Origin of the sequence: Burkholderia sp. LS-044 (assembly GCF_004803625.1) — a bacterium.
In the GTDB taxonomy this organism is placed as follows: domain Bacteria; phylum Pseudomonadota; class Gammaproteobacteria; order Burkholderiales; family Burkholderiaceae; genus Burkholderia; species Burkholderia cepacia.
In genome coordinates, this window is record NZ_SSWO01000001.1 from 48,626 (window position 1) to 73,326 (window position 24,701).

A 24,701-nucleotide genomic window follows, 5' to 3' on the forward strand; every position below is an offset into this window, starting at 1 on the left:
GACGCCCGCATGCTGCAACGTCGGCGGTCGGGCCGTCGCGGCTGCGTGCAGGCGCTTGAAACAATGGGGAACAGCGTAACGCGGCGTGGCACGTTCGTCATACTTGCTTGAGTAGACCAGTCGTCTAGAGTCAGGACAAAAACAAGGCGCGCCGATGCGCGCCCGGGTTACGACTGTGCGCCGCCATGCTCGGCCGGCGGCAGGTTCAGCATGCGCCGCGTTTCGACCATCGCCCTTTCGAGCGGCTTGCGGTCGCGGTGAATCTTTTCCAGCAGCGTCGCGCCCAGCCACATTTCGTAGAGGATCGCGGCCGTGTGCGATGGATCGGCGATCCCGCTCAGCGAGCCGTCGGCCAGTCCGGCCTCGATGCCGCCTGCGAGCCGCTCGATGATCTGGCTCGTGCCCTGCCGCAGCACCGCGCGCATCGTTTCCGACAGATCCGACACTTCCGCGCCGAGCTTCACCGCGAGGCACTTGCCTTGCGGATCGTCCGCGCACTGCGTGTGCAGCCAGTTGCGCCAGTACGTCATCAGGCGCTCGGCGCCGGTGCCGGCCTGATGCTTGAGCAGGTTGTCGAGATGCGCGTGATAGCTGTCGAAATACGCTTCGAGCAGTGCTTCGCCGAATGCCTCTTTCGAGCCGAAGTAATGGTAGAACGAGCCCTTCGGGATGCCCGCCGCAGCGAGAATCTCGTTCAGGCCGACCGCCGAAAACCCCTTGTGGAGCATGATCGGCTTGGCGATATTCAGGATGTGCTGGCGGACTTCGGCGCCCGAAGATGCGTTCATGGTGGCGTATGTTAGCAACGATTAGACCGGTCGTCTAGCGGCGTCGATCCGGCATGTTGAGCGGCACTTTACCCGATCCCCGCCGGGCCCCCAAACGTTGTGCCGGTCTTCCTTTCCTCGCTCCGCGTTGCCGCGCACGCGGCGTCACGCGCACGACCCGGTTTCGTCGCGGGCGATTCATCGAGCATCCGCATAACTCGTGGAATTTGGGCCTCGACACGCGCTCCCTGGCTGTCCAACCACGCGCGAAGCTGTTGCAAACCGATATCTCGATCACGTTAGCGACAGAGCATATTCCGAATATCCTGATCCATGATGTTCAAGCTCATTTCTCCGTCGGAATAATCCAGTCGTCAGATCACGATTTTGTTGTTCTCATGAACTGATTTTGTCCACCGGAGCCGACGCTGCCGTCGCGGTATATGGCAAGTTGACCGGTAACGTTGGGTGGGTGGGCGTGTAGCCGTCTCGTTTGCCTGCTTGCCGGCGGTTGGCGTGCATCGCCATCGGCTGATGCACGCTCGCGGCGGCGCCGTCAGCGCGGCGCTTCGTCAGCACGCTTTCGCGTGCGTGCCCGTCGCTCGTCCCGTTGCGCGGCCGGTCCCGCCTTGGCGCCACGCAGCGGCGCGCGGCGCACGAGCACCGTCATCTCGCGCCGCAGTGCATCGAGTTCCTTGCCGCGCGCCGCATCGGCCGCCTGCGCAGCGTCGAGCTGCCCCTGAAGCACGCCGCATCGATGCAGCGCGTCGCCCAGTTGCGCCTGCAGCGCGGCAACGTCTTTCCGCTGCTGCGCATCGCGCTGCTCCGTGCGCGATGTCACGGCATCGAGCTCCTTTTGCAGTCGCGCGGCTGCGAGCCGCTCTCGATCGATCTCCTGGAGCGCCCGCTTCTCCGACGCACGCAAGCGTTCCTCGGCCCGGCCGGCGTCGTCGCGTAACCGGTCGAGCTGGGTGGTGAAATCCGCGCGGGCCTGCGCGAGTGCACGGTCGCCTTCCGCGTTGTCGGCCGTCAGGCGCTCGATGTCCGCTTGCAGCGCTTGCCGCGATGCTTCGTCGGCCGCCCTCGCCTGCTCCAGCTCCTGAATGCGCACCTGCGCGGCCAGCAGCGCGGCCGTGCGTTGTTCCAGCGCGGTTTCGGTGCGGGCCAGCTCAGCCTGCAGCGCCGCGACTTCCGCCTTCGCCGCCGTCCGCTCGGCTTCGACTTCCGCGCGCAATGCGTCGAGCGCGGCGGCCGCGTCGGCGCTCGACCGATTCCATAGCGCCGCGACGAGTTCGCCGGCGGCCGCCTGCAGATCGGCCGGCAGGTCGGGATGCTCGATGCGGACGCGGCTCTTTTCCCGCAACTCGGCCCAGAACTCGCCGAGCACGGCCGTCGGCGTGCTCATGCTGCCCTTGCGAACGAGCTGGTACAGGCGGTTCGCGGTGGGCGTGATGCCGAAGCGGAAGAACAGCAGCGCGCAGGCTTCGCGATACAGCTCGCGGGTTTTCGGGAAGTCGGCCTTGAGGCGCTCGATTTCGGCGGTCAGGCGGGATTCGTCGGCGGCGAGATCGGACATGGCGGGTTTCGGTGGCAATTTCGTCAAAAATATAACGTAAACCGTTAAAAATACAATTATGTCGATTTATGGATTTGACATTATTTCTATAATGTCGAGATCGTGGAATATCGGTATGTCCCCGCCGGTATGCGGCGCGCGGCCGTCGGCCAGTACGGTGCTCGCCCGGTGGCGTCAAGCGCGCTGCTTCAGCAGCCCTGCCAGAAGGGTCAGTGCTTCCGTCAGATCGTCGAACGACGGGCCGCCGAGGCAAAGTCGGATTCCGCTCGCCCGATCTTCCGGGTTCACCATCATGGATTCCGGAGGGGTCAACTTGATATGCATCGCTGCAGCGACGGATGCGACACGATTGGCAGCATCGCGCTCCATCGGCAGCCAGGCGTTGTAGGCGCCGGGATGCGAGACCAGTTCGCTCGCGCCGAGCAGAGAGATGGCCAGATTGGATCGACGCCGCGCCTCATGGTGCAGATCCCGCTGGATCGAGGAGATGACGTCGGTGGCCAGCCATTCCTCAACCACTGCGCAAGAGAGCGGCGACGGCGCCATTGGCAGGTCCCGCAGCGCGTCCTCCGCTGCGTCGTTGAGTCCGGCCGGCAGCGCGAGCACGCCGATCTGCAAACCGGGGCCAAGCGATTTGGACAGTCCGTTCACATGAAAGGCGATCTCGGGCGCCAATGCCGCTAGCGGTGGCGAAGCCTGCTCTGCCGACGCATAGACGCCGTCCTCGATGATCCACGCGCCCACCCGGCGGCATATATCCACGATGGCCTGCCTTCGTTCCGTGCCCATCGTCGCAGTGGTCGGGTTGTGCAGCGTCGGCGTGAGATAGACCGCCTTGCCGCCGGTCGATGCGGTGCCGTCGAGTGCGTCCGCCAGTGCCCCCGGCACCATCCCTTGCGCGTCGGTCTCGACGCCTTGCATCCGATATCCGTTGCGCCGAGCCAGCGCGATCGCGCCAGGATAGGTAATCCGCTCGGTCAGAAGCAGCCCTTGCGAGCCGCAGGCAAGATCGAACGCCAACGATAGCGCCTGGCGGGCGCCGCTCGTTAGCACCAGATGAGACGGTTCCACCATCAGGCCCAGCGTTTCGAGCCAGCGAGCCAGCACACGTCGGTGCTCCATATGCCCAGCGGGCGGGGCATAGAGATTGAGGTGGTCCGCATCGATCTTGCGTGCGATCCCCGTCAATGTTCGCGCCAGCAAGCGAGCGTTGAGCATGGCTGGCGGCACATTGGACGAAAGGTCGATCTGTCGATCCTGATGCGCCTGGCGAATCGCCACGAAGGTTCCCCGGCCCTTGATGCTGCGCGTCAGGCCGCGCCGTTCAAGCGCGGCATAGGCTTTCGTCACCGTACCAAGGCCAATCCCCAGTTTCAACGCGAGATCGCGATGAGCGGGCAGGCGGTCGCCTCCCGTCAGCCGCCCCTCGACGATGTCGTCGGCCAGGGCGAGGACCAACCGCTCGGCGGTATTCGCCTCGATGTCGGCAAGCCGTGGTGACCAGGGAGATTGCAGGAGCATGTTCGCCGCCTAGATATTAGTGTCACGTGACACTATTTATATAAACAACAAGCGTAACATGTGCGATGTGATTGGATGAAGTCATGCATTTCTGGAGGCGCCTGATCGCCACGATGGGCGCGTGGAGAGTCAAATGTTCAGCCATGTAACTGTTGGGGCGCGTGATCTTGGGCGGGCAGGCCGTTTCTATGACGCTGTACTCGCTCCGCTCGGACTGAAGCGTCGCGTCGTCACGTCCGATGGCGGGCCTCCGGCGCTTTGCTGGGTAACCGGTCAAACGCCGCTGCCGCGCTTCTATGTCTACATTCCTTACGATGGAGAGCCGGCGACCATCGGCAACGGCAGCATGGTCGCCTTTCTGGCCCCGTCGCAAGAAGCCGTGAACACGGCCTACGCGAAGGGTCTTGAGCACGGCGGGACGGACGACGGTGCACCCGGGTTACGCCCCCGCTACGGTGACGGCTACTTCGGCGCGTATCTGCGCGACCCCGACGGGAACAAGATCCATATCGTTCATCGCGGAGACCTCCAGCCATAACGCTGGAGACGCCCCGCATCTCTGGAGAAACTCGAATGATCGCCAGTCAGATCGCACTCGCCTACGGCACCTATCTCATCGCCACCGCCAGCCCCGGGCCGAGCAACATGGCGATCATGGGAACAGCGATGCGTGACGGCCGCCTGCCTGCCCTCGTTCTAGCGGCAGGCGTCATCACGGGCTCACTCTTCTGGGCGATCCTGGCGGCGACCGGCGTTTCCGCCGTGCTGGCGGCCTATGCCGAGGCGCTTTTCGTCATCAAGATGGTGGGTGGTGTCTACCTGCTCTACCTGGCGTTCCGCACGGGCAGGTCGGCGCTGAAACCGGGCTCCGACTTCGCGAAGATGGAACCGGGACGCTCGACACCTCGCTATCGGCGGCTCTACCGCCAGGGCGTTCTCATGCATATCGGAAACCCGAAGGCGGTTCTGGCCTGGATGGCAATCATGTCACTTGGGCTTCCGGAGCACGCCCCCGGCGGTACCTTGCCGGCGATCATCGGTGGTTGCGCGTTCCTCGCCGTCATCGTGTTTGGTGGTTATGCGGTCCTCTTCTCGACCGCTAGGATGATCGCCCTGTATACCCGCCTCCGGCGCTGGATTGAAGGCACGCTATCCGCGGTGTTCGCCGTTGCGGGAGTCCGGCTGCTTGCCTGGCAACGTTGATATCCCGGCTTGTCGGCGCCCTCACGAACCGATCTGAATTGAAAGAGCGATGTCATGACTTTTGCGATCCATATGATCGATGTCTTCGGCGCCGGGCCGTTTTCGGGCAATCCGCTGGCGGTCGTTATCGGTGCCGATGCCCTGGCAACGGATGACATGCAGCGGTTGACGCGGTGGTTCAACCTGTCCGAGACCGCTTTTCTCTTGCCACCCACGCATCCTGAGGCTGACTACCGGGTCAGGATCTTCACGCTGGACAGGGAGATGCCTTTTGCCGGGCACCCGACGCTCGGCAGTTGTCATGCGTGGCTCTCGACGGGCCGCGTGCCGAAGAGCGAAGCGGAAATCGTCCAGGAATGCGGCGCCGGGCTGGTTCCGATCCGACGCAATCACGAGCGGCTTTCCTTCGCCGCCCCGCCGCTGATCCGCTCCGGTGCGCCAACACAGGATGAATTGGATCAGGCTCGGCGACTGCTGGGGATCGAATCGGGCGATGTCCTCGATGCCGCCTGGATCGATAACGGCCCCGGATGGCTGGGCATCAGGCTGGTGTCGGCGGAGACGGTGCTTGCCCTCAATCCGCTCCGCAGTTGGCCCGGCCGGATCGATGTCGGCGTTATTGGCCCTCATGCAACAGGCGGCAACGCGGCCTTCGAGGTTCGCGCCTTCTTCAGCGACCATCTGGGCGCTATCGTCGAAGATCCAGTTACTGGAAGCCTCAATGCTTCAATGGCGCAGTGGCTGTTCGCGACAGGTGTGGTTGAGGACGACTATGTCGCCGCCCAGGGGACACGCCTCGGCCGCCATGGCCGCATTCATTTGACCCGCGACGAGGCTGGCCAAATCTGGGTCGGCGGCAAGACTCGCACGCACGTCGAAGGCCGGCTTCACGGCCTTTGAAAAGGCAAACGAGAAAGCTGCAACCTGATGTTCGGGCGAACTGGCGCACATAACGCCTGTCCGGGTCGCCCCATACGCTGAACAGCTTGCTCGCAAGACTGCTTGCCGGCGTGACGCGACAGCACCGGATCAACCTGAGCACTGTTCTGACGCTCGAAAACACGCAAGGAGTTCAGCATGTCTGCCCCCCCGCAGAACCCGATTGCTCCATCCGTAACCACCGATCGCATCACACTGCCCGCCTCGGCGGCAGACACCTTAAGAATGCTGGTGCGCTACAAGTCCTGGGCGAATGGACTGACGTTCAAGAGCGTGATGGACCTGCCGGCTGGCGAAGCCCTTCGGCAGAGACCGACGCGGTTCGGAAACATGGTGCATACCTTGAATCATGTCTACGTGGTCGACGACATTTTCAGACATCATCTGCAAGGAAAGAAGCACACCTACACCTCGCGCAACACCGACCACACGCCTGCCGTTTCCGATCTTTGGAAAGCGGTTCAGGAAATGGACCGCTGGTACATCAATCTTGTCGACACCTGGTCGGACGCGGATCTCGCGAAAGCCGTTCATTTCGAGTTTGTTGGCGGAGGAGAAGGCGTCATGACCCGCGAGCAAATCGTGCTGCATGTCGTCAATCACGCCACCTATCACCGCGGATTTGTCGGCGACATGATGTATCAGGTGCCTTTCGCGCCACCGTCAAACGATCTTCCCGTATTCATCAGGGATCACTATCGCGATGCCCGGTGAGCGCCTGTTCGGCCGACCCGGCGCACGCCGGCAACTTGTCTCGCATCTGTGTGGGCCGCGGAGACCGCCGGATGCGCATCGCTGACTGGTCGCGTCGCGACCGTCGCCTGTCATTGATCTGCCACCGTTGCCCGGTAGCGTTCGGGTCTGACCCACGCTTTCGACAGACGATTCCGCCATGCAGCGCACGTCGCGCGCCACGCCCCACGTTTATGCGGCCACGTCCCGTGCCCTCGCCGCCAGCCTTGCGATCAACCTGCTGCTGCTCGTCGTCGAGACGGTCGCGGCTTGGTCCGCGCATTCGTCGGGGTTGCTCGCGGACGTCGCGCACGCGGCGATCGATCTCGCAGCCGATGCGCTGATCCTCGTTGCATGCCGGCTCGACGCGCGCCTGCCGCCGGAACGGCGCCCGACCTGCGAGCCGCTTGCGCTCGCGGGCCTCGGCGCATTGCTCGTGGCGACCGGCGCGCAGATGATCTGGCACGCGACGAACCGGTTCGCTGCGCCGCCCGTCGTACAGCCGGGCATGACGACGCTCGCGCTCGTCGCCGTCACGCTCGCCGGCAAGGCCGCGCTGTCGCACTGGATGCTGCGCAAGGCGCGCGAGACGGGCTCCGCGCTGCTCGAGGCGAGCGGCTGGCATGTCCGGACCGATGCGCTGGCGTCGCTGCTGGCGGCGCTCGCGATGGGCGCGGCACGGATCGGCTTCGGCCGTCTCGACGACCTGGCCGCGCTCGCGATCGGCGCGCTCGTGATCCGCACGGGCGCGGGTTTCATCCGGCGCGGTTGCGCGCAGTGGCCGGCGTGGGCGTCGTGGGCGGGTCGTTCCACGCGCGGGTCGTGAACGCGCCCGGCAGCGCCGGCGTCGGGCATCCGGTCTCCGCGAGCGGCTGCGCTGAATGAAGGAGCGGTTCGCGCGGGTGCGAGCCTCTTTCGCGTGATGTCGTCGCCACGGCGTGGCACGTGACACGTGCCACGTCGATCGCTGCCGATGTATCGCCGGACGAATGCGGCCGGTTTCGATGAATCGGCGTCGGCTGCCGCTTACCCGAGCGGCACGACGCTCCCGAGCAGAATCCGCACGAGCGTCGCCTGGCGCGTGACGCCCGTCTTCGAGAAGATCGCGCGCAGGTGCGTGCGCGCCGTATTCTTGCTGATCCCCGATTCCTCCGCGGCCTCCTCGAGCGTCAGCCCGTTCGTCAGCAGCAGCGCGAGCGACGTCTCGGCCGGCGTCAGGTCGAACAGCTTGCGGATGATTTCCTGCGCACCCTGCGGCTTGCGGTCGGGGTCGCGCAGGAACAGCGTGACGGCCGGCCGCCGCTTGTTGTCCTCCGACCAGTCGGACAGCAGCACCGTGCGCACCAGCAGCCCGAGGCGCGGCTTGTCGAAGCTGCGCGTGATCGGCATCGCCTCGACGGTCGCCGCGGCCGTGCCGTGGTGCCCCATCACCGCGTGGCGGATCAGCCGCTTGAGCGTGCGGTTCTCCTGCGCGTCGGTCGCCTCGATCGTGCCGCGCGCAATCGTCAGACCGTTGTTCTGCTTCAGGATCTCGTCGGCGACGCTGTTCATGTCGATGATCGTGCCGTTCTCGTCGAGCGTGATCGTGCCGATCTGCATCCGGTTGATCGCGTTCGCGTAGATCGAGCGCTCGACCTCGGCCGTGTCGAGCCGCGAATGCAGCTCGACCGCACGCTTCAGGTGCGGCAGCAGCAACGCGCAGATCGCCTTGTCGCGCGCGGAGAACTGCTTCGAAGCATGGTTGCGGCATACGCGGAACCGGCACTCGACGCCCGACGGCGTGCGGAGATCCGCGCCGAGGATGTAGCGCACGTCCTGCGGCTTCAGGAACTGCTTGTACAGTTCGCTCGACAGCCAGCCCGTGTCGCCGAACACGTCGTCGACCGTGACCACGCGATCGGCCGGCAGGCCGACGAACGGATCGAGCGAATAGTAGTAGTTGTTGTACGACGCTTCGCCGTCACCCGGCACGACCGGGCCGTATTCCGATGCGTGCACGGACAGCGGCGCGCGGCGGTCGCTCGCGGCCGCGCGCAGGATCAGCGTCACGTAGTTGGCCTGCAGCAACCGGCGAACCAGCTCGAGCGCACCCGCCCACGGCGGCGTTTCCAGCGGGCCCTGGTAGATGCGCGCCATCAGCTCGCTGAAATCGGCGACGCCGATGTCGGCCTCGTCACTGGTTGCCTGGCTCTCTTGCGGAGCCCATCTCGTCTCCATCAGCACGCTCCATCCTCCATACGACATGTTTCCGACGCGACCCAACCGCGCCGCCATGATTAAGACGCGTCTAAATTCCGGCGTCATCGGGAGATTTACTGAATGGTGAGAATTGGCCATCTGGGCGAACCAACCATCGTCCGATCGGATGATGTGGCACCCTGCCCGCTACGCTGGAATGCCCGTCAGGCCGTGCCGGCAAGCGTCCGGCACGGACTCAGGGAAAACCGCGACACGGGTTTACCTGATTCAAACCGCATCCGATTCAGACAGGAGTCCCCATGCCGCTCGACCCACAGGCGCAGGCGCTGCTCGCCGCGTTCGCCCAGGCACCCGCGATCGATTTCGCGCAGCTCACCGTTCCCGCGTATCGCGCGAGTCTCGCCGCCGGCGGCGCGTTCGCCCCGGGCGATGCCGTCGCCGCCGAAGAGGACTGGCAGATTCCCGCATCGGGCCGTCAGTTGTCCGCACGGCTGTATCGGCCCGCTGCCGACGGGCCCTTGCCGCTGACGGTGTTCTTCCACGGCGGCGGCTTTGTCGCGTGCGGCATCGATTCGCACGCGAACCTGTGCCGTAGCCTCGCAGCCCGTGCGCACACGCTCGTGCTGTCGGTCGACTACCGGCTCGCGCCCGAGGCGCGTTTCCCGGCCGCCGCGCACGATGCATGCGACGCCGTGCGCTGGGCCGCTGCCAGCGCGCGCGATCTCGGCGCACGCGCCGGCGCGCTGGCGGTCGCCGGCGACAGCGCCGGCGGCAATCTTGCGGCGGTCGCGGCGCTGCAGTTGCGCGGCTCGGGCATCGCGATCGCGCACCAGTTGCTGCTGTATCCGGTCGTCGATTGCGCGACCGAGCATCCGTCGTACGAATCGCTCGGCAACGGCTATTTCCTGACGTCGGACATGATGCGCTGGTTCAAGCGCCACTATTTCGACGACGGCGCCGATCGCGCGTCGCCGCTTGCAAGCCCGCTCGCCGCGCCGGACGTCGCGGGCGCGGCGCCGGCGACGATCGTCAGCGCCGAATTCGATCCGCTGCGCGACGAGGCCGAGGCGTATGCGCTGCGTCTCGCACAGGCCGGCACGCCGGTGACCATCGTGCGCTGGCCGGGCCAGCTTCACGGTTTCGCCAGCATGCTCGGCGCGATCGATGCGGCCGACCGCGTGCTGACCTTCGGCGCCGACGCGCTGCGCCGCGCGTTCGACGCGACGGAGGCGCCATGAGCATCGCCGGCACGCGGGAGATCGTCGACGAGCTGCGTGCGGGGCGGATGGTCCTGCTCGTCGACGAAGCGGATCGCGAGAACGAAGGCGATCTCGTGATCGCGGCCGATCACGTGACGCCGGAAGCGATCAATTTCATGGCGCGCTTCGGGCGCGGGCTGATCTGCCTGACGCTGACCGCCGAGCGCTGCGAGCAGTTGCGCCTGCCGCCGATGGCCGATCACAACGGTACGCCGTTCGGCACCGCGTTCACCGTCAGCATCGAGGCGGCCGAAGGCGTGACGACCGGCATTTCGGCGGCCGATCGCGCGCATACGATTCGCGCGGCGGCGCGGGCGGGCGCCCGCCCCGACGATCTCGTCCAGCCGGGCCACGTGTTCCCGATCGCCGCGCGCCCGGGCGGCGTGCTCGTGCGCGCGGGGCACACCGAGGCCGGCTGCGATCTCGCGGCGCTCGCGGGGCTCACGCCCGCATCGGTAATCTGCGAGGTGATGAACGACGACGGCACGATGGCGCGGCTGCCCGAGCTGAAGGCGTTCGCCGCGCATCACGGGCTGAAGATCGGCACGATTGCCGACCTGATCCATTACCGGCGCGAACACGAATCGCTCGTCGAACGCGTCGGCGAGCGGCCGCTGCATACGCCGTGGGGGCGATTCCGTGCGATCGAGTATCGCGACACCGTGCACGGCGCGCCGCATCTCGCGCTCGTGCGCGGCGAGCCCGATCCGTCGACGCCGGTGCTGACGCGCGTGCACGAATGCCATTCGCTGCTCGACCTGCTCGATGCGGAGCCGTCCGCGCATTCGTGGCCGCTGCATGCCGCGCTGCAACGGATCGACGCGGCCGGCTGCGGGGTCGCGGTGCTGCTCGACTGCGACATGCGCGGCGACGCGATGCGGATGCCGGCCGGCCATGCGCGCCGCGACGGACGCGTGACGGGAATCGGCTCGCAGATCCTGCGCGAGCTCGGCGTGCGGCGGCTGAACGTGCTGTCGAGCCCGTTCCGGTTGCCCGCGCTGTCGGGACACGACCTGGAGATCATGGCGTTCATTCCGCTCGGCGACGACGATCCGGAAAGCGCGCGAAGCGCGCATGCGAACCCGCTGCGGGCGGCGTGACGCGTTGCCGCGGAATGGTCGGCGGGTTGCCCGCTTGACAGGCTATCGTTTGTTTTCGTTGAATACAGTCTTTGGTTTGTATTTTGACAATACATGCTGTAGATTGTATTTTCCGATTACAAACGATCGCCTGTCATTCCGCGGAGCGCCCGATGGCCTTTCCTGTCCAGACCCTGACCCAGTTGCGTCCGATACTCGTCGGCTTCCGGAAATCCGCGGGGCTCACGCAGGCGCAATTGGCCGCCCGCCTGGGCGTCACGCAGCAATCCTACGCGCAGCTCGAAGCCAACCCGTCGGCGGTCAGCATCGAGCGGCTCTTCAAGGTGCTGAACACGCTCGGCGTGCGCATGACGCTCGCGCCGGGCACGCAGGACGCTTCGGCGGCATCGGCCGATCCTGCGCCTGATGCCGATGCCGCGCCGGCGGTTCGCCAACCCGCCGCGAGCAAACGCAAGCCGGATGCGGCGCGCGGCACCACGGCCGCCAAAAATCCAGCCCGGCCTGCGGCCGGCGCCGCGCGCAAGCGGCCCGCGACGGCGACACCCGGCAAGCCACGGGTTTCGAAGCGGGAGGACTGGTGACGATGGCCACGCGTGCCCGTCACGACCGGCTCGACCTGTGGATGAACGGCATTCCGGTGGGCTACTGGGAAGTCCGGCGCGGCGTCGAGCGTCTCGTCTACCTGCCGGCCTGGCTCGACGATCCACAGGGGCGGCCGCTGTCGCTGTCGCTGCCCTTCACGCCCGGCAACCAGCCGCACCAGGGCGCGATCGTCGCCGATTATTTCGACAACCTGCTGCCGGACAGCGAGCCGATCCGCCGCCGCATCGCGCAGCGTTACCGGCTCCGGTCGACGGCGCCGTTCGAGCTGCTCGCGTCGATCGGCCGCGATTGCGTCGGCGCGATCCAGATGCTGCCGCCCGGCGAAACGCCCATCGATCTCGAGACGATCGACGGCGTGACGCTCGACGATACGGCCGTCGCCGAGGTGCTGCGCCACGCGACCGCCACGCCGCTGCCCGGCCATGCGGAGCCGGAAGGCGACCTGCGCCTGTCGATTGCCGGCGCGCAGGAAAAGACGGCATTGCTGCGCCAGGGAAACCGCTGGCTGCGGCCGTCGGGCAGCACGCCGACGACGCACATCTTCAAGCTGCCGCTCGGGCGTGTCGGGAACATGCAGGCCGACATGCGGACGTCCGTCGAAAACGAATGGCTGTGCGCGAAGCTCGTCGCCGCGTACGGCTTGCCGGTCGCGGCGTGCGACATCGGCCGGTTCGACGACCAGAAGGCGTTGATCGTCGAGCGCTTCGACCGGCGTGCTTCGCGCGACCGCACGTGGATCCTGCGGTTGCCGCAGGAGGACATGTGCCAGGCGACCGGCACGCCGTCGGGCGCGAAATACGAATCCGACGGCGGCCCGGGCATCGACACGATCATGGGCATCCTCGCCAATTCGGCCGACGCCGCGCCCGACCGGATGAATTTCTTCGTCGCGCAGCTCGTGTTCTGGGTGCTGGCGGCGATCGACGGGCATGCGAAGAACTTCAGCATCGCGCACCTGCCCGGCAACACGTACCGCAGCACGCCGCTGTACGACGTGCTGTCCGCGCATCCGATCATCGGCACGCGCCGCAACCAGCTTCCGCCGCGCCGCGCGCGGCTCGCGATGGCCGTGTGCGGGAAGAACCGGCACTACGTGATCGGCGAGATCCAGCCGCGCCACTGGGTCGCGCAGGGCCGACGCGTCGGCCTGACCGAAGACGACGTGCACGCCGCGATGGCGGCCGTCGCCGCTCGCACGGAGCCTGCGATCGCGGAAGCCGCGGCGCAGATCCCGGCGGAATTTCCGGTGGACGTCGCGGATGCGATCTTCGACGGGATGCGGCGGCAGGTCCGCAAGCTCCGGGCAGGCGATCTCGCGTGACGGATCGACGGCGGGTGGTCGGGTTCGGGGCGGGCTTTGGCGTCCGGTGGCGCGCTTCGATGTACTGAATCGGGGCGCGCCCGGAACGGGTTGTGCCGGGCTCGTCCACCCGGACGATGCGCTCCTGCGCCACCGCCGCACAATGGTCGTCGTGTCCAATCCCGCCCCCTCATGGAATCCGCCGACCTCACGACCGCGTTCAGCCCGCTGCAGATCGGCCCGCTGACGCTGCGCAACCGCCTGATCAAGTCAGCCACCAACGAGGGCATGACGCCGAACGGCGTGCCGTCGCGCGCGCTCGTCCGTTTTCACGAACGCATCGCCGAAGGCGGCGCCGCGCTGACGACCGTCGCGTATTGCGCGATCAGCGACGACGGACGCACGTTCGTCGACCAGGCACGGCTCGACGTGCCGACGGTCCGCCAGTTCCGCGCGCTGACCGACGCCGTCCATCGCCACGGCGCCGCCGCCTCCGCGCAGATCACGCACGGCGGCTGCTTCACGTTCCTGCCGTCGCTGTCGACCCGACGGCCGTTGAGCGCATCGGGCGGTTTCAACAAGGTCGGCGTGATGAGCGGCCGCTTTTTGAAGCAGGCGATGACGCGCGACCAGATGTCCGCGGTCGCCGACGAATTCGCGCAGGCCGCACGCCATGCGCGCGACGCCGGCTTCGATGCGGTCGAGATCCACATGGGGCACGGCTATCTGCTCAGCCAGTTCCTGTCGCCGCTGTACAACCGCCGCCGCGATGCGTACGGCGGCGACGCGGCACGGCGCGCCGCTTTCCCGGCCGAGGTGCTGCGCCGCGTGCTCGACGCGGTGGGCCGCGATCTCGCCGTCGTCTGCAAGATCGGCGTGACCGAAGGCGTGCGCGGCGGCGGAACCGCCGACGACGCATGCGAGATCGCGCGGCGGCTCGAAGCCGAAGGCGCGCACCTGCTCGTGCTCAGCGGCGGGATGAACGTCGAATCGGTGTGGCAGCTGTTCGGCAGCCCGTTGCCCGGCGACGCGCGCGCGAACGCCGACAACGCGATCGTGCGCGCGGCGATGGCGCTGCAGAAACTCACCGAGCCGAAGATGGGCGCGTTTCGCGAGATGTATTTCCTCGAGCACTCGAGGAAGGTGCGCGCGTCCGTCCGGATGCCGCTCGCTTACCTCGGCGGCGTGCGTTCGCGCGGGAACGTCGAGCTGGCGATGCGCGAAGGGTTCGATGCGGTTGCGCTCGCCCGCGCGCTCGTGTTAGAGCCGGATTTCGTCAACGGACTGCGCGACGGCCGGCTCGCGCAGTCGGGCTGCACGTCGTGCAACCGTTGTGTCGTGTCGATGTACACGCCGGGCGGCACCGCGTGCGTCCTGCACGAGCCGAACGACCCCTCGCCGAACCGGGTGCCGGCCGCCGGCGCGTGAGGTGCGACGCGGGGCGCGGGACGCTCGATGCGGCCGCCGGCGCCGCTCAGCCGGCGTCGCGCGCGCGGGCGAGCGCCGCGAGATTGCCTTCGCCGAACCCGTGGTGTCCCTTGCGCTGCACGATTTCGAAGAAGATCTCGCCGGGCCGGCGCTTGACGAAAGTCTGGAAGAACAGCCTCGGCACGCCGTCGCCGCCGATCTCGCCGTCGACCAGCACCGCGCGACGGCGCAGCGCGTCGAGATCGACGCCATGCCCCGGCAGCCGCGCGTCGACGTCATCGTAATAGCGGGCCGGCGGCTCGATGAATTCGACGCCGTTCGCCCGCAGCGCATCGACGCAGGACAGGATGTCGTCGGTAGCCAGCGCGACGTGCTGCACGCCCTCGCCCGGATGGTCGGGCAGATACGCGTGCATCAGCTCGGTGCGCCGCGTGCCTTCCTCGTAGACCGGAATCCGCACCGCGCCGCACGGCGACACCATCACACGCGATTCCTCCGACACATGCCAGTGCGCGTCGATTTCGTGGATCTCGCGAAAATGCAGCAGGTCGTGGTAGAAATCCAGCCACTCCCGCATGCGCCCCGCGCCGACGGTCTGCGTGAAATGATCGACCTGCTGCAGCCCGACGCCCACGCAATCGAGATCGGTATGCGCGGTCGCGATGTCGATCGGCCGGAAATCGATGTCGAAGATCGAGATGTCGCCGACGCCGCCCCGCTGGCCGTCGCGCCCGCGCCAGCGGTCGACGAAATAGAGGTGCGAATCGCCGATGCCCTGGATCGCGGGGATCTTCAGCTCGCCGACGCCGACCTTCTCGCCTTCGAACGCCCACGCACCGAGCTCGATCGCCCGCTCGAACGCGCGCCGGGCGCTGGCCACGCGCAGCCCGATCGCGCAGACACCCATCCCGTATTCCTCCGCGTAGCGCGCGGCGAACGAATCGGGCTCGGCGTTGATCAGGAAATGCATCTGACCTTGCCGGTAGAGCGTGACGTTCTTGCTGACATGCCGCGCGATCGCCTTGAACCCGAGCTGCTCGAAGCGCTGCGCGAGCGCCTCGGGCACCGGCGCCGCGAATTCGACGAATTCGAGGCCGGCCATCCCGAGCGGATTGGCGGCCGGATCGGCAACGGGCGGCGTATCGCTGGACAGGGGGTGGGAATTGCCGGGCATTCCAGTCTCCGGGGGCATGCGTTCGATGGGGATGGCGCCCGTCGCTGGCGGCAAACGCGGCCAGCGTGGCGACCGCATCCGCCCCGAACGGGCAAGTTCTCAATGCTGCAGATTTTAACCAGATCGTTCACGGCGGCACACCCTGGCCAAACGGGATATCGTCGCGCCGCCTAGTGCAAACCCGAAAAGCGTTCGATAATCGCACGGACTTGTACGATAATCGCGCACTCTGCCCGATTGGCCGATTGCCGCCGTACGGCGCGCGCCCTATTCTCCGTTCACTCATCGACTTCAATGCAGCATCGGACGCGGCGCCGCCACGATTCCACGATGCGCCGTGCCAGGAGACACCGCCATGACCCCAACCTTCGACACCCTCGACGCCGCCGCCAGCGCCCGCGTCCGCAGCCAGGCCCGCAAGGCCGCGATCGGCAGCTTCGTCGGCGCCGTTGTCGACTGGTACGACTTCCTGCTGTACGGGATCGTCGCCGCGCTGGTATTCAACTCCGAATTCTTCCCGAAAGTCAGCCCGACGATGGGCACGCTCGCGGCGTTCGCGACCTTCGGTGTCGGTTTCCTGTTCCGGCCGCTCGGCGGCGTCGTGTTCGGCCACTACGGCGACCGGCTCGGCCGCAAGCGGATGCTGGTCCTGACGGTGATGCTGATGGGGCTGTCGACGGTCGCGATCGGCCTGCTGCCGGCATTCTCGACGATCGGCTGGTGGGCACCCGTGCTGCTGGTGCTGATGCGCGCGATCCAGGGTTTCGCGGTCGGCGGCGAATGGGGCGGCGCGGCGCTGATGGCCGTCGAAAGCGCGCCGAAGCAAAAGAAGGCGTTCTACAGCAGCGGCGTGCAGGTCGGCTACGGCGTCGGCCTCGTGCTGGCCACGGGCATCGTGTCGATCCTGAGCCACACGCTCGGCGAGGCCGCGTTCAAGTCGTGGGGCTGGCGCCTGCCGTTCGTGTTCAGCATCGTGCTCGTGCTGATCGGGCTGTGGGTGCGCAAGAACATGGACGAATCGCAGGAGTTCGTCGAGAAGGTCGAACACGGCAACCGCAAGCTGCGCCTGCCGGTGCTGGAGGCGCTGACGCGCCATCCGAAGGCGTTCCTGCTGATCATTGCGCTGCGGCTCGCCGAGCTGTTCACGATGTACATCGTCACCGCGTTCGCGCTCAGCTATTCGACGACGAACCTCGGCATGTCGCGCGACCTGTTCCTGAACATCGGCCTGCTGGTGGGGGCGGTGAGCTGCGTGACGATCCCGTGTTTCGCGTGGCTGGCCGACCGCTACGGCCTGCGCCGCATCTACCTGATCGGCGCGCTGATCGGCGTCGCGTCCGCGGTGCCGTTCTTCCTCGCGCTGGAGGCGCGGTCGATCGCGTGGATCGTGATCTTCTCGATCCTGCTCGCGAACGCCGCGCACGACATGGTCGTGAGTGTCCAGCAGCCGTTGTTCACCGAGCTGTTCGGCGCCGAATACCGCTATAGCGGCGCGGGCGTCGGCTACCAGTTCGCGAGCGTGGTCGGCGGCGGGTTCACGCCGTTCATCGCGGTCGGCCTCGTCAGCGTGGCAGGCGGCTCGTGGCACCTCGTCGCCGGTTATCTCGCGGTGGGCTGCCTTATCTCGCTGATCGTCGCCGCGCGGATGCGGGCGGCGCAGTAACGACCCGATGGCCGGCCCCAACCGTGGCCGGCCATCACGCATCGCTCGATGGCGGCCGGCAACGGCCTCGGTGCGTCGCGCGCGACGTCAAACACTGTCAGTTATACGCGCCGATTCGCCCTTTTCCCCTCTGAACATTCCACGCCGCCCGCCGACCAATGGCATCATATGGGCCTACGTCAGTCACCGATACGCCCCCATATCATGTCGAATCTCATCGTCCACGGCGGCACTCCGCTGCGCGGGGACATCAAGCCGTCCGCGAACAAGAACGCCGTCCTGCCGATCCTGTGCGCCACCCTGTTGACCGACCAGCCGTTGCGCCTCATCGGCGTGCCGGACATCACCGACGTGCGCAAGATCCTCGACATCTTCCGCACGCTCGGCAGCGACGTGTCGGTCGACTTCACGACGGGCCTGCTCGAACTCCACCATCGCGACACGAAATTCGATCCGGCCGTCCATCGGCTGCCGGAAGCGATGCGCTCGTCGATCATGCTGATCCCGCCGCTGCTCGCGCGCTTCGGCGTCGCGCGCCTCGAGAACGACGTGAAGGGCTGCACGCTCGGCGTGCGCGAGATCGATCCGCACGTCGAGGTGTTCGAGCGCTTCGGCGCGCACATCGAGCGCACGCCCGATTCGCTGATCGTCCGCACCGACGGCCCGCTGACGGCCAACGATCACTGGCTCGACTACGCGTCGGTGACGACCACCGAAAACTTCGCGCTGTGCGCGACGACAGCGAACGGCACGTCGACGCTGATGAATGCCGCGTCCGAGCCGCACGTGCAGGAGTTCTGCCAGTTCCTCGCGATGATCGGCGTCGCGGTCGAGGGGATCGGCACGTCGCGGCTCTGCGTGACGGGCGGCCGCAAGCTCGGCGGCGGCGAATTCCGCTTCGCCGAGGATTTCCACGAAATCGCGACGTTCCTCGCGCTCGGCGCGATCACGGGCGGCGACATCACGGTACGCAACTCGTCGCCCGAACACTTCCCGCTGATCGACCGCACGTTCGCGAAGTTCGGCGTCAACGTCACGCACCGCGACGGCTGGTCGCGCGCGGAACGCGACGGCCCGCTGCGTGTGCGCCGGCCGTTCACGCAGAACATCCTCACCAAGGTCGAAGCCGCGCCGTGGCCGTACCTGCCGGTCGACCTGCTGCCGATCTTCATCGCGCTCGGCGTGCGCGCGGAAGGCAGCGCGATGTTCTGGAACAAGGTCTACGACGGTGCGCTCGGCTGGTCCGGCGAACTGTCGAAGTTCGGCGCGCACGTGCTGCTGTCCGATCCGCACCGGCTGATCACGTTCGGCGGGCTGCAGCTGACGCCGGCCCGCGTCGAGAGCCCGTACATCATCCGCGTCGCGATCGCGCTGCTGATGGTGGCCGCGAGCATCGAAGGCCGCTCGGAAATCATGAACGCACTGCCGATCCGCCGCGCGCATCCGCATTTCGTCGAGAACCTGCGCTCGGTCGGCGCGAACGTCGAATGGACGAGCAGCGAGTAAGACCCTGAAGGTACGGCGCACGCCACACGAGCGCCGTACCGCCACCCGCACCCGGTCGGCGGCTGTGTCAGCCGCCTTCTCCCGTCCCTCCCCCCGTTACTCGCCGCCCCCGCAATCGGCATCGCCGGCGCCCATGTGGTCGAACCCGTAGAGCATCACGGCCGTCGTCCCGCGCGCCGGGTTGCTCGGGCGCTTCGCCAGGCTTTCGTCGAGCGGGGACGACGGATACTGGACGCTCGTGTCCATCAGGTTGCCCGGCGCCGAGCGCAACTCCGCGTCGGTCAGCTTGCGCGCTTCCGCGCGCGGCAGCCCGAACGCCTTGCGCACGTCCGCTTCGTTCCAGGTTCCCTTGAGCGTGACGGTGACCATCTGCAGGTCGCCGTGCTCCCAGTCCAGTTCGACCTTCGTCGCGAGCGGATGCACGCTGGCCGCGAGCCGGTCGGGGAACACCGGGCCTTCGTAGTAGGCCTTCGTGTTCCCGCACGCATCGCCGGTATTCCGGTACTTCTTCAATGCGCAATTGAAGCGCTTGTCACGGTAGCCGAAGGTCGATTCGACGTAGCAGCCGAACTTCGGCGACGTCATGCGCGGCCAGGCACGCACGTCGACGGCCGGCTTCGGGAGCGACGTACCGGACGAAGGATTCGCCGCGGCAAGCAGCGGCACGGCCGCGACGAGCACGGCCAACACGGATTCGCGAATTTTCATTGTTGTGGTCCAGTTGAGGCGGCGATTCTAACCGACGGGCATGTTCCGGGCTCGGGGCACGCACCCAGCGCCGGCGCATGCAAGCCCGGCGATACATCGCGGCAGATCCGATTCGCGCGATAATCGCCCACTCATGCGCGATTGCCGCGCACCGGGACGCCACCTTCCGACGATGAAAAAGCCCGAACTCGACCGACGCGACTGGATTGCCGGCCTCGAAAAAGGCCTGGCGATCCTCGAGGCATTCGACAGCCAGCACGCGCGCATGACACCCACCCAGGCCGCCGCGCGCACCGGCCTCACGCGCACGGCCGCGCGGCGGTACCTGCTGACGCTCGAATCGCTCGGCTATGTGTACACCGACGGCAAGCTGTACGGCCTCACGCCGCGCGTGCTGCGGGTCGGCTGGTCGTACTTCGATTCGGCACGCCTGCCGCGCACGGTCCAGCCCTATCTGCAGCAACTGAGCGCGTCGCTGAACGAATCGGCGTACGTAAGCGTGCTCGACGGCTGGGAGCTCGTGTTCATCGCGCGCAACGGCGTGTCGCGCGTGATGACGACCGGCTTCGTGCTCGGCGCGCGCGTGCCGGCGCCGCTCACGTCGCCGGGCGTCGTGCTGCTCGCCCATCATCCCGATCGCGAAGCCGTGCGCGCGTGGCTCGACGACACCGAACTGCCGCCGTTCACGCCGCACACGGTCACCAACAAGGCGCGCCTGCTCGAACAGGTCGACCAGGCACGCGACGCCGGTTTCGCGGCGATCGAACAGCAATTGCAGGTCGGCGTGCGCGGCATCGCGGTGCCGCTGAAGAACCGTCACGGCGAAGTGGTCGCCGCGCTGAGCACGAACATGCCGATCGGCGCGGAGACGACCGACGCGGCCGTGCGGCGCGTCCTGCCGCACCTGCAGGAAACCGCGCTCGCGATGCTCAACGTGCTGTAGCGACGCGTCGGAGCGCCCCCGTCACTTGATCCGCCACCACCGCGGCAGCAGATCGCGCACCTCCCGCCGCCGGTAGCGGTCGTCGATCAGATGCACGACGCCTTCGTCGTGCTCGGTGCGGATCACGCGCCCGGCCGCCTGCACGACCTTCTGCAAGCCCGGATACAGGTACATGTAGTCGTAGCCGTTGCCGAAGCGTGCGTCCATCGCACGCCGCATCTGCTCGTTGACGTCGTTGACCTGCGGCAGCCCGAGCGTCGCGATGAACGCGCCGATCAGCCGCTCGCCGACCAGGTCCACGCCTTCCGAGAACGCCCCGCCCAGCACCGCGAAGCCGACGCCGCGCCCGCCCGCGTCGAAGCGCGCGAGAAACGCGTCGCGCTCGCCTTCGGTCATGCCGGGCGCCTGCGCCCAGACGGGCACGTCCGGGTGCCGTGCCTGCATCAGCGCGACCACGCGCCCCAGATAGTCGAAGCTGCTCAGGAACCCGAGGTAGTTGCCGGGCCGCGTCGCATATTGCGCGGCGATCAGGTCCACGATCGGTTCGAGCGACCGGTCGCGGTCGCGCCAGCGGGTCGACACGTGGCTCGCGACGCGCACCGTCAGCTGCTCGGCGCGGAACGGCCCGTCGACGTCGAGCCAGCCCGTGTCGCCGGGCAACCCGAGCGTGTCGCGGTAGAAATGAAACGGACTCAGCGTGCCCGAGAAAAGCACGGTCGCGCACGCGGCTTCGTAGCGCGGCGCGAGAAAGCCGGCCGGAATCACGTTGCGCACGCACAGCGTCGACTGGACGCGGCGCCGGCGGCCGGCCGACGCAACGCCGTCGAGCGCCGGCTGGCGCGGCATCGGTTCGCCGTGCAGCGTCGCGTCGAAGATCGACGCACTGTCGAACGCTTCGGCAAGCACGCCGAACTGGATCGCCTCGAAATGAAACCGCAGCAGCGCGTCGCCGTTCGCGCGCGGCGCGTCGGCCAGGTGCTCGCCGACCGCCGCGACGAGGTTCTGCAACGCCGACACGATCGGGCCCGGTATCTCCGGATACGCGGCATAACGCTCGGCCTGCGCGCGGTTGACCGTGCCCCACGCGCGGGCGAGCCGGTCGAAGGCCTTGCGCAGCACGGCGGGTGCGGCCTCGCGCGCGGCCGCGAATGCGAACGGATCGAGCGATGCGCTGTACATCTTGCGCGCACGATCGAGCAGGTTGTGCGCTTCGTCGACGAGCACGCCGACGCGCCACTGGTTCTGCTGCGCGAGCGTGTGCAGCATCGCGCTGCCGTCGTAGTAGTAGTTGTAGTCGCCGATCACCATGTCGGACCAGCGCGCGAGCTCCTGCGACAGGTAATACGGGCAGACGTCGTGCGCGAGCGCGGCCGCGCGCACGGTGTCGCGGTCGAGCAGCCCGGCCTCGATCGCCGCGTCGCGCGCGGCCGGCAGCCGGTCGTAGAAACCCTTCGCGAGCGGGCACGACTCGCCGTGGCACGCACTGTCGGGATGCTCGCACGCCTTGTCGCGCGCAACGAGTTCCAGCACGCGCAGCGGCAGCGCGGGCGTGCCGGCGCCGAGCGTCGCCGCCGCTTCGAGCGCGAGCGCGCGGCCGGGCGTTTTCGCGGTCAGGAAGTACACGTGGTCGAGCTCGCCCTCGCCGCAGGCCTTCAGCAGCGGAAACACGGTGCCGAGCGTCTTGCCGATGCCGGTCGGCGCCTGCGCCATCAGGCAACGATCGTCGCGGGCCGCGCGATAGACGGCCACTGCCAGCTCGCGCTGACCGCTGCGGAACTGCCCGTGCGGAAACGCGAGCGCGCGCAGCGCCGCGTCACGCGCCGCGCGGTGCGCCGTCTCGCGTTCGGCCCAGCCGACGAAGCACGCGCACTGCTCGGCGAAGAACGCCGCGAGTTCTGCCGCCCCCAGCGTTTGCGTCAGCACCGTCTCGCGCTCGGACACGATGTCGAAATAGACGAGCGCGACGTCGATTTCCCGGAGGCCGCGCGCGTCGCACATCAGGTGCGCGTAGACCTTCGCCTGCGCCCAGTGCAGTGCGCGGTGGTTGGCGGGCATCGCGTCGAGGCTGCCGCGGAAGGTCTTGATTTCCTCGAGGCGGTTCGCCGCCGGATCGTAGCCGTCCGCGCGGCCGCGCACGGTGAGCGTGCCCCACGTGCCCGTTAGCGCGATCTCGGTTTCGTAGCGAGCACCGCGGTTCGACGTGACCGCGCCGTGGCCGGCGATGCCTTCGAGCGCGGTGGGCGCGGGCGTGAAGCGCAGGTCGAGATCGCCGCGCCGCGCGGTGAACTCGCACATCGCCCGCACCGCGACGACGTAGCTCATGCGGACAGGCCCGCCGCTTCGACGGGCACGACGTCCGCGCCGGCCCATTCGACATCGATCACGCGCACCGGAATGCCGTGCGCGACGCAGTATGCGAGCCAGCGCGTCTGGTTGTCCTGCAGGCGGTCGCCGGGGCCTTTCACCTCGACGAGTTCGTAGCGGCGCTCGCCGGGCCAGAAGCGGACGAGATCGGGCAGCCCCGAACGGTTGCTGCGGATATCCGCGAGCAGGCGCGTGAACCACAGCCGCAGATGCTCCGGCGGCAGGCACGCAAGCGCCTCGTCGAGCAGTGCGTCGCTCAGCACGCCCCAGAACACGAACGGGGATTGCAGCCCCGCCTTCGTCGCGAAATGCCGGCGAATCGTCTCGCGATAAGCGCCCGAATCGAGTTGCGCAAAGCACGCGGCGAATGCGTCAGCACGGCGCGCGGCGAAATCGGGCGCGTGCAGGTCGGCCGGGCCGCGCTGGAACGGATGGAAGAACGCGCCGGGTACCGCGGCGAACACGGGTTCCCAGCACAGCAGCCCGAACAGCGAATTGATCAGCGTGTTTTCGACGTAATGGACCGGCGCAGCCGGTTGCGCGAGATGGTCGCGCACCGCGAATTCGACACTGACAAACGCATCGGGGCGCGCGAGCACGAGCGTTTCGCGCGGCACGTCCGCCGCCGGGGCCGCGCGTTCGACGCGCCGGCCGAGCCGGCGCTGCAGGCGCGGCAGCATGCGCTCGACACGCTGGCGCTCCTCGTCGCTCTCGAAACCGCCGCGCGCCTCGAGCGCCAGCGCGAGCGCATCGTCGTCACGCCCGCAGCGTTCGAGCACGCGGATGCGCCGATGGCGGCTGCCGGGCCAGGCGCTGCGCACATACGCGTCGAGCGCGCCGGCCCAGTCGGCCCGGCGCTCGCACGTCTGCCCGAGTGCGAACAGCAGCTTCGCGCGACGCGTCGCGAGCCAGGGCTGCGCGCAGCCGACCGCGTCGATCGCGTGCACCAGGTCGTCGAACGGCAGATCGTCGGGCCATGCGTCGAGCGCATCGCGGCACGTCTGCAGCGCGAGATACGCGTCGACGTCGCCGCGCTGCTGGAACGCGCGCGACGACGGCGCGATCGGCACGCTTTCGTACTGGAACACGCCGAGATCGGCGAGCACGAATTCGCTCCAGTCCTGGTGGAGATTGCCGAAGAACATCAGGCGCAGCCGGTCGCACAGCGCGCCGACCGTCACACGCAGCACGCGGTCGCCGGCCTGCGCGCACCACGCGTCGAGCGGTTGCGCGATGTCGTGCGCGGGCCGCAGCCGTTCGAGCCACTCGGGCTTGCGCTCACCCGCATGCGCGGCGAGTGCCGGGAAGATACGCAGCAGATCGGCTTTGGTCGACAGTGCGAACAGTTCGTCGAGCGTCAGCGCGGGGGCCGGATCGACCCAGCCGAGTTCGACGAGCGGCGCGGCCGCGTCGAGCGCGCAGCCGATTTCGTCGTACACGAGCTTGCTCGCGCGGAAATCGGACCCGTTGCGCATCAGCATCCGGACGAGCAGCGCGCGCGACGCCTGCGGCAGCGCGGCGAACTGCCGGACGAACGCGTGCTCGTGCGCATCGAACAGGTCGTCGTAACGCGCGCCGAGCCAGGCCAGCGCGCGTTCGAAATTGGTCAGGTAGTAAAACGCCGGGGGCGTCGGCGAAGCAGGCGTCACGGGGATTGATCACTGTACATTTGTACAGGTCGGAATCATATCAAATGTGACGGGAAATGCCGCTGCC

The 24,701-nt window shown here is 67.6% G+C and carries 22 protein-coding genes; 14 read left to right on the top strand and 8 right to left on the bottom strand.

Features of this window, described 5'->3' with window-relative positions; translation table 11 throughout:
- Positions 1-167: 167 nt before the first annotated feature.
- A complete protein-coding gene (locus E9536_RS00200; RefSeq protein WP_059694839.1) occupies positions 168-788 on the bottom strand; it encodes a TetR/AcrR family transcriptional regulator in 621 nt (206 codons plus the stop codon).
- 53 nt (positions 789-841) lie between these two features.
- Here E9536_RS00200 and E9536_RS00205 point away from each other — a divergent pair, with 53 nt between their 5' ends.
- The gene (locus E9536_RS00205; protein WP_124838455.1) at positions 842-1,174 is read left to right on the top strand and encodes a hypothetical protein; all 333 of its coding nucleotides are present in this window, start codon (positions 842-844) and stop codon (positions 1,172-1,174) included.
- Between the two features lie 149 nt (positions 1,175-1,323).
- Here E9536_RS00205 and E9536_RS00210 read toward each other — a convergent pair whose 3' ends face one another.
- Positions 1,324-2,343, bottom strand: a complete 1,020-nt coding sequence (locus E9536_RS00210; protein WP_060207333.1) for a DNA-binding protein — start codon at positions 2,341-2,343, stop codon at positions 1,324-1,326.
- 174 nt (positions 2,344-2,517) lie between these two features.
- Positions 2,518-3,864: a PLP-dependent aminotransferase family protein gene (locus tag E9536_RS00215; protein ID WP_060085274.1), complete on the bottom strand. Its 1,347-nt coding sequence runs from the start codon at positions 3,862-3,864 to the stop codon at positions 2,518-2,520.
- 133 nt (positions 3,865-3,997) lie between these two features.
- Between E9536_RS00215 and E9536_RS00220 the strand changes: the two genes are divergently transcribed.
- From E9536_RS00220 to E9536_RS00240, 5 genes are all read left to right on the top strand, one after another.
- Entirely contained in the window at positions 3,998-4,402 is a 405-nt protein-coding gene (locus E9536_RS00220) for a VOC family protein (RefSeq protein WP_027791597.1), read from the top strand.
- A 35-nt stretch (positions 4,403-4,437) separates the two neighbouring features.
- The gene (locus E9536_RS00225; RefSeq protein WP_059694847.1) at positions 4,438-5,067 is read left to right on the top strand and encodes a LysE family translocator; all 630 of its coding nucleotides are present in this window, start codon (positions 4,438-4,440) and stop codon (positions 5,065-5,067) included.
- Between the two features lie 54 nt (positions 5,068-5,121).
- Positions 5,122-5,967 carry a PhzF family phenazine biosynthesis protein gene (locus E9536_RS00230; RefSeq protein ID WP_027791595.1) on the top strand — a complete coding sequence of 282 codons (846 nt, stop codon included), beginning with the start codon at positions 5,122-5,124 and terminating at the stop codon, positions 5,965-5,967.
- 177 nt (positions 5,968-6,144) lie between these two features.
- Complete coding sequence (locus E9536_RS00235; RefSeq protein ID WP_027791594.1) at positions 6,145-6,720, top strand: DinB family protein; 576 nt, start codon at positions 6,145-6,147, stop codon at positions 6,718-6,720.
- Between the two features lie 178 nt (positions 6,721-6,898).
- Positions 6,899-7,564, top strand: coding sequence for a cation diffusion facilitator family transporter (locus tag E9536_RS00240; protein WP_136469058.1), 666 nt, complete (start codon positions 6,899-6,901; stop codon positions 7,562-7,564).
- Positions 7,565-7,764: 200 nt separating this feature from the next.
- Here the strand turns inward: E9536_RS00240 and E9536_RS00245 are convergent, their stop codons facing one another.
- A complete protein-coding gene (locus tag E9536_RS00245; RefSeq protein WP_021162732.1) occupies positions 7,765-8,955 on the bottom strand; it encodes a LuxR family transcriptional regulator in 1,191 nt (396 codons plus the stop codon).
- 281 nt (positions 8,956-9,236) lie between these two features.
- On the opposite strand from E9536_RS00245, the gene E9536_RS00250 reads away from it, so the two are divergent.
- From E9536_RS00250 to E9536_RS00270, 5 genes are all read left to right on the top strand, one after another.
- Positions 9,237-10,175 (top strand): alpha/beta hydrolase, encoded by a 939-nt coding sequence (locus E9536_RS00250; protein ID WP_136469059.1) that lies wholly within the window; start codon positions 9,237-9,239, stop codon positions 10,173-10,175.
- A complete protein-coding gene (ribBA, locus tag E9536_RS00255) occupies positions 10,172-11,296 on the top strand; it encodes a bifunctional 3,4-dihydroxy-2-butanone-4-phosphate synthase/GTP cyclohydrolase II (protein WP_136469060.1) in 1,125 nt (374 codons plus the stop codon). Before E9536_RS00250 ends, ribBA begins: the two co-directional genes overlap by 4 nt.
- 152 nt (positions 11,297-11,448) lie before the next feature.
- Complete coding sequence (locus E9536_RS00260; RefSeq protein WP_059694854.1) at positions 11,449-11,877, top strand: helix-turn-helix transcriptional regulator; 429 nt, start codon at positions 11,449-11,451, stop codon at positions 11,875-11,877.
- Between the two features lie 2 nt (positions 11,878-11,879).
- Positions 11,880-13,220 (top strand): type II toxin-antitoxin system HipA family toxin, encoded by a 1,341-nt coding sequence (locus E9536_RS00265; protein ID WP_060372011.1) that lies wholly within the window; start codon positions 11,880-11,882, stop codon positions 13,218-13,220.
- 171 nt (positions 13,221-13,391) lie between these two features.
- Complete coding sequence (locus tag E9536_RS00270) at positions 13,392-14,627, top strand: NADH:flavin oxidoreductase (protein WP_136469061.1); 1,236 nt, start codon at positions 13,392-13,394, stop codon at positions 14,625-14,627.
- A 46-nt stretch (positions 14,628-14,673) separates the two neighbouring features.
- Here E9536_RS00270 and E9536_RS00275 read toward each other — a convergent pair whose 3' ends face one another.
- Positions 14,674-15,801: a VOC family protein gene (locus E9536_RS00275; RefSeq protein WP_021162738.1), complete on the bottom strand. Its 1,128-nt coding sequence runs from the start codon at positions 15,799-15,801 to the stop codon at positions 14,674-14,676.
- A 355-nt stretch (positions 15,802-16,156) separates the two neighbouring features.
- On the opposite strand from E9536_RS00275, the gene shiA reads away from it, so the two are divergent.
- A complete protein-coding gene (shiA, locus tag E9536_RS00285) occupies positions 16,157-17,464 on the top strand; it encodes a shikimate transporter (protein WP_027791586.1) in 1,308 nt (435 codons plus the stop codon).
- 204 nt (positions 17,465-17,668) lie between these two features.
- Positions 17,669-18,970: a UDP-N-acetylglucosamine 1-carboxyvinyltransferase gene (locus E9536_RS00290; protein WP_136469062.1), complete on the top strand. Its 1,302-nt coding sequence runs from the start codon at positions 17,669-17,671 to the stop codon at positions 18,968-18,970.
- A gap of 96 nt (positions 18,971-19,066) precedes the next feature.
- On the opposite strand, the gene E9536_RS00295 is transcribed toward E9536_RS00290, so the two are convergent.
- The gene (locus E9536_RS00295; protein ID WP_027791584.1) at positions 19,067-19,678 is read right to left on the bottom strand and encodes a hypothetical protein; all 612 of its coding nucleotides are present in this window, start codon (positions 19,676-19,678) and stop codon (positions 19,067-19,069) included.
- Positions 19,679-19,850: 172 nt separating this feature from the next.
- Between E9536_RS00295 and E9536_RS00300 the strand changes: the two genes are divergently transcribed.
- A complete protein-coding gene (locus E9536_RS00300) occupies positions 19,851-20,621 on the top strand; it encodes an IclR family transcriptional regulator C-terminal domain-containing protein (RefSeq protein WP_060372116.1) in 771 nt (256 codons plus the stop codon).
- A 21-nt stretch (positions 20,622-20,642) separates the two neighbouring features.
- Here E9536_RS00300 and E9536_RS00305 read toward each other — a convergent pair whose 3' ends face one another.
- Together E9536_RS00305 and E9536_RS00310 are read right to left on the bottom strand one after the other, a co-directional pair.
- Positions 20,643-22,943, bottom strand: coding sequence for an ATP-dependent DNA helicase (locus E9536_RS00305; protein ID WP_136469063.1), 2,301 nt, complete (start codon positions 22,941-22,943; stop codon positions 20,643-20,645).
- The gene (locus tag E9536_RS00310; RefSeq protein WP_134257537.1) at positions 22,940-24,634 is read right to left on the bottom strand and encodes a VRR-NUC domain-containing protein; all 1,695 of its coding nucleotides are present in this window, start codon (positions 24,632-24,634) and stop codon (positions 22,940-22,942) included. Before E9536_RS00310 ends, E9536_RS00305 begins: the two co-directional genes overlap by 4 nt.
- Positions 24,635-24,701 lie beyond the last annotated feature (67 nt).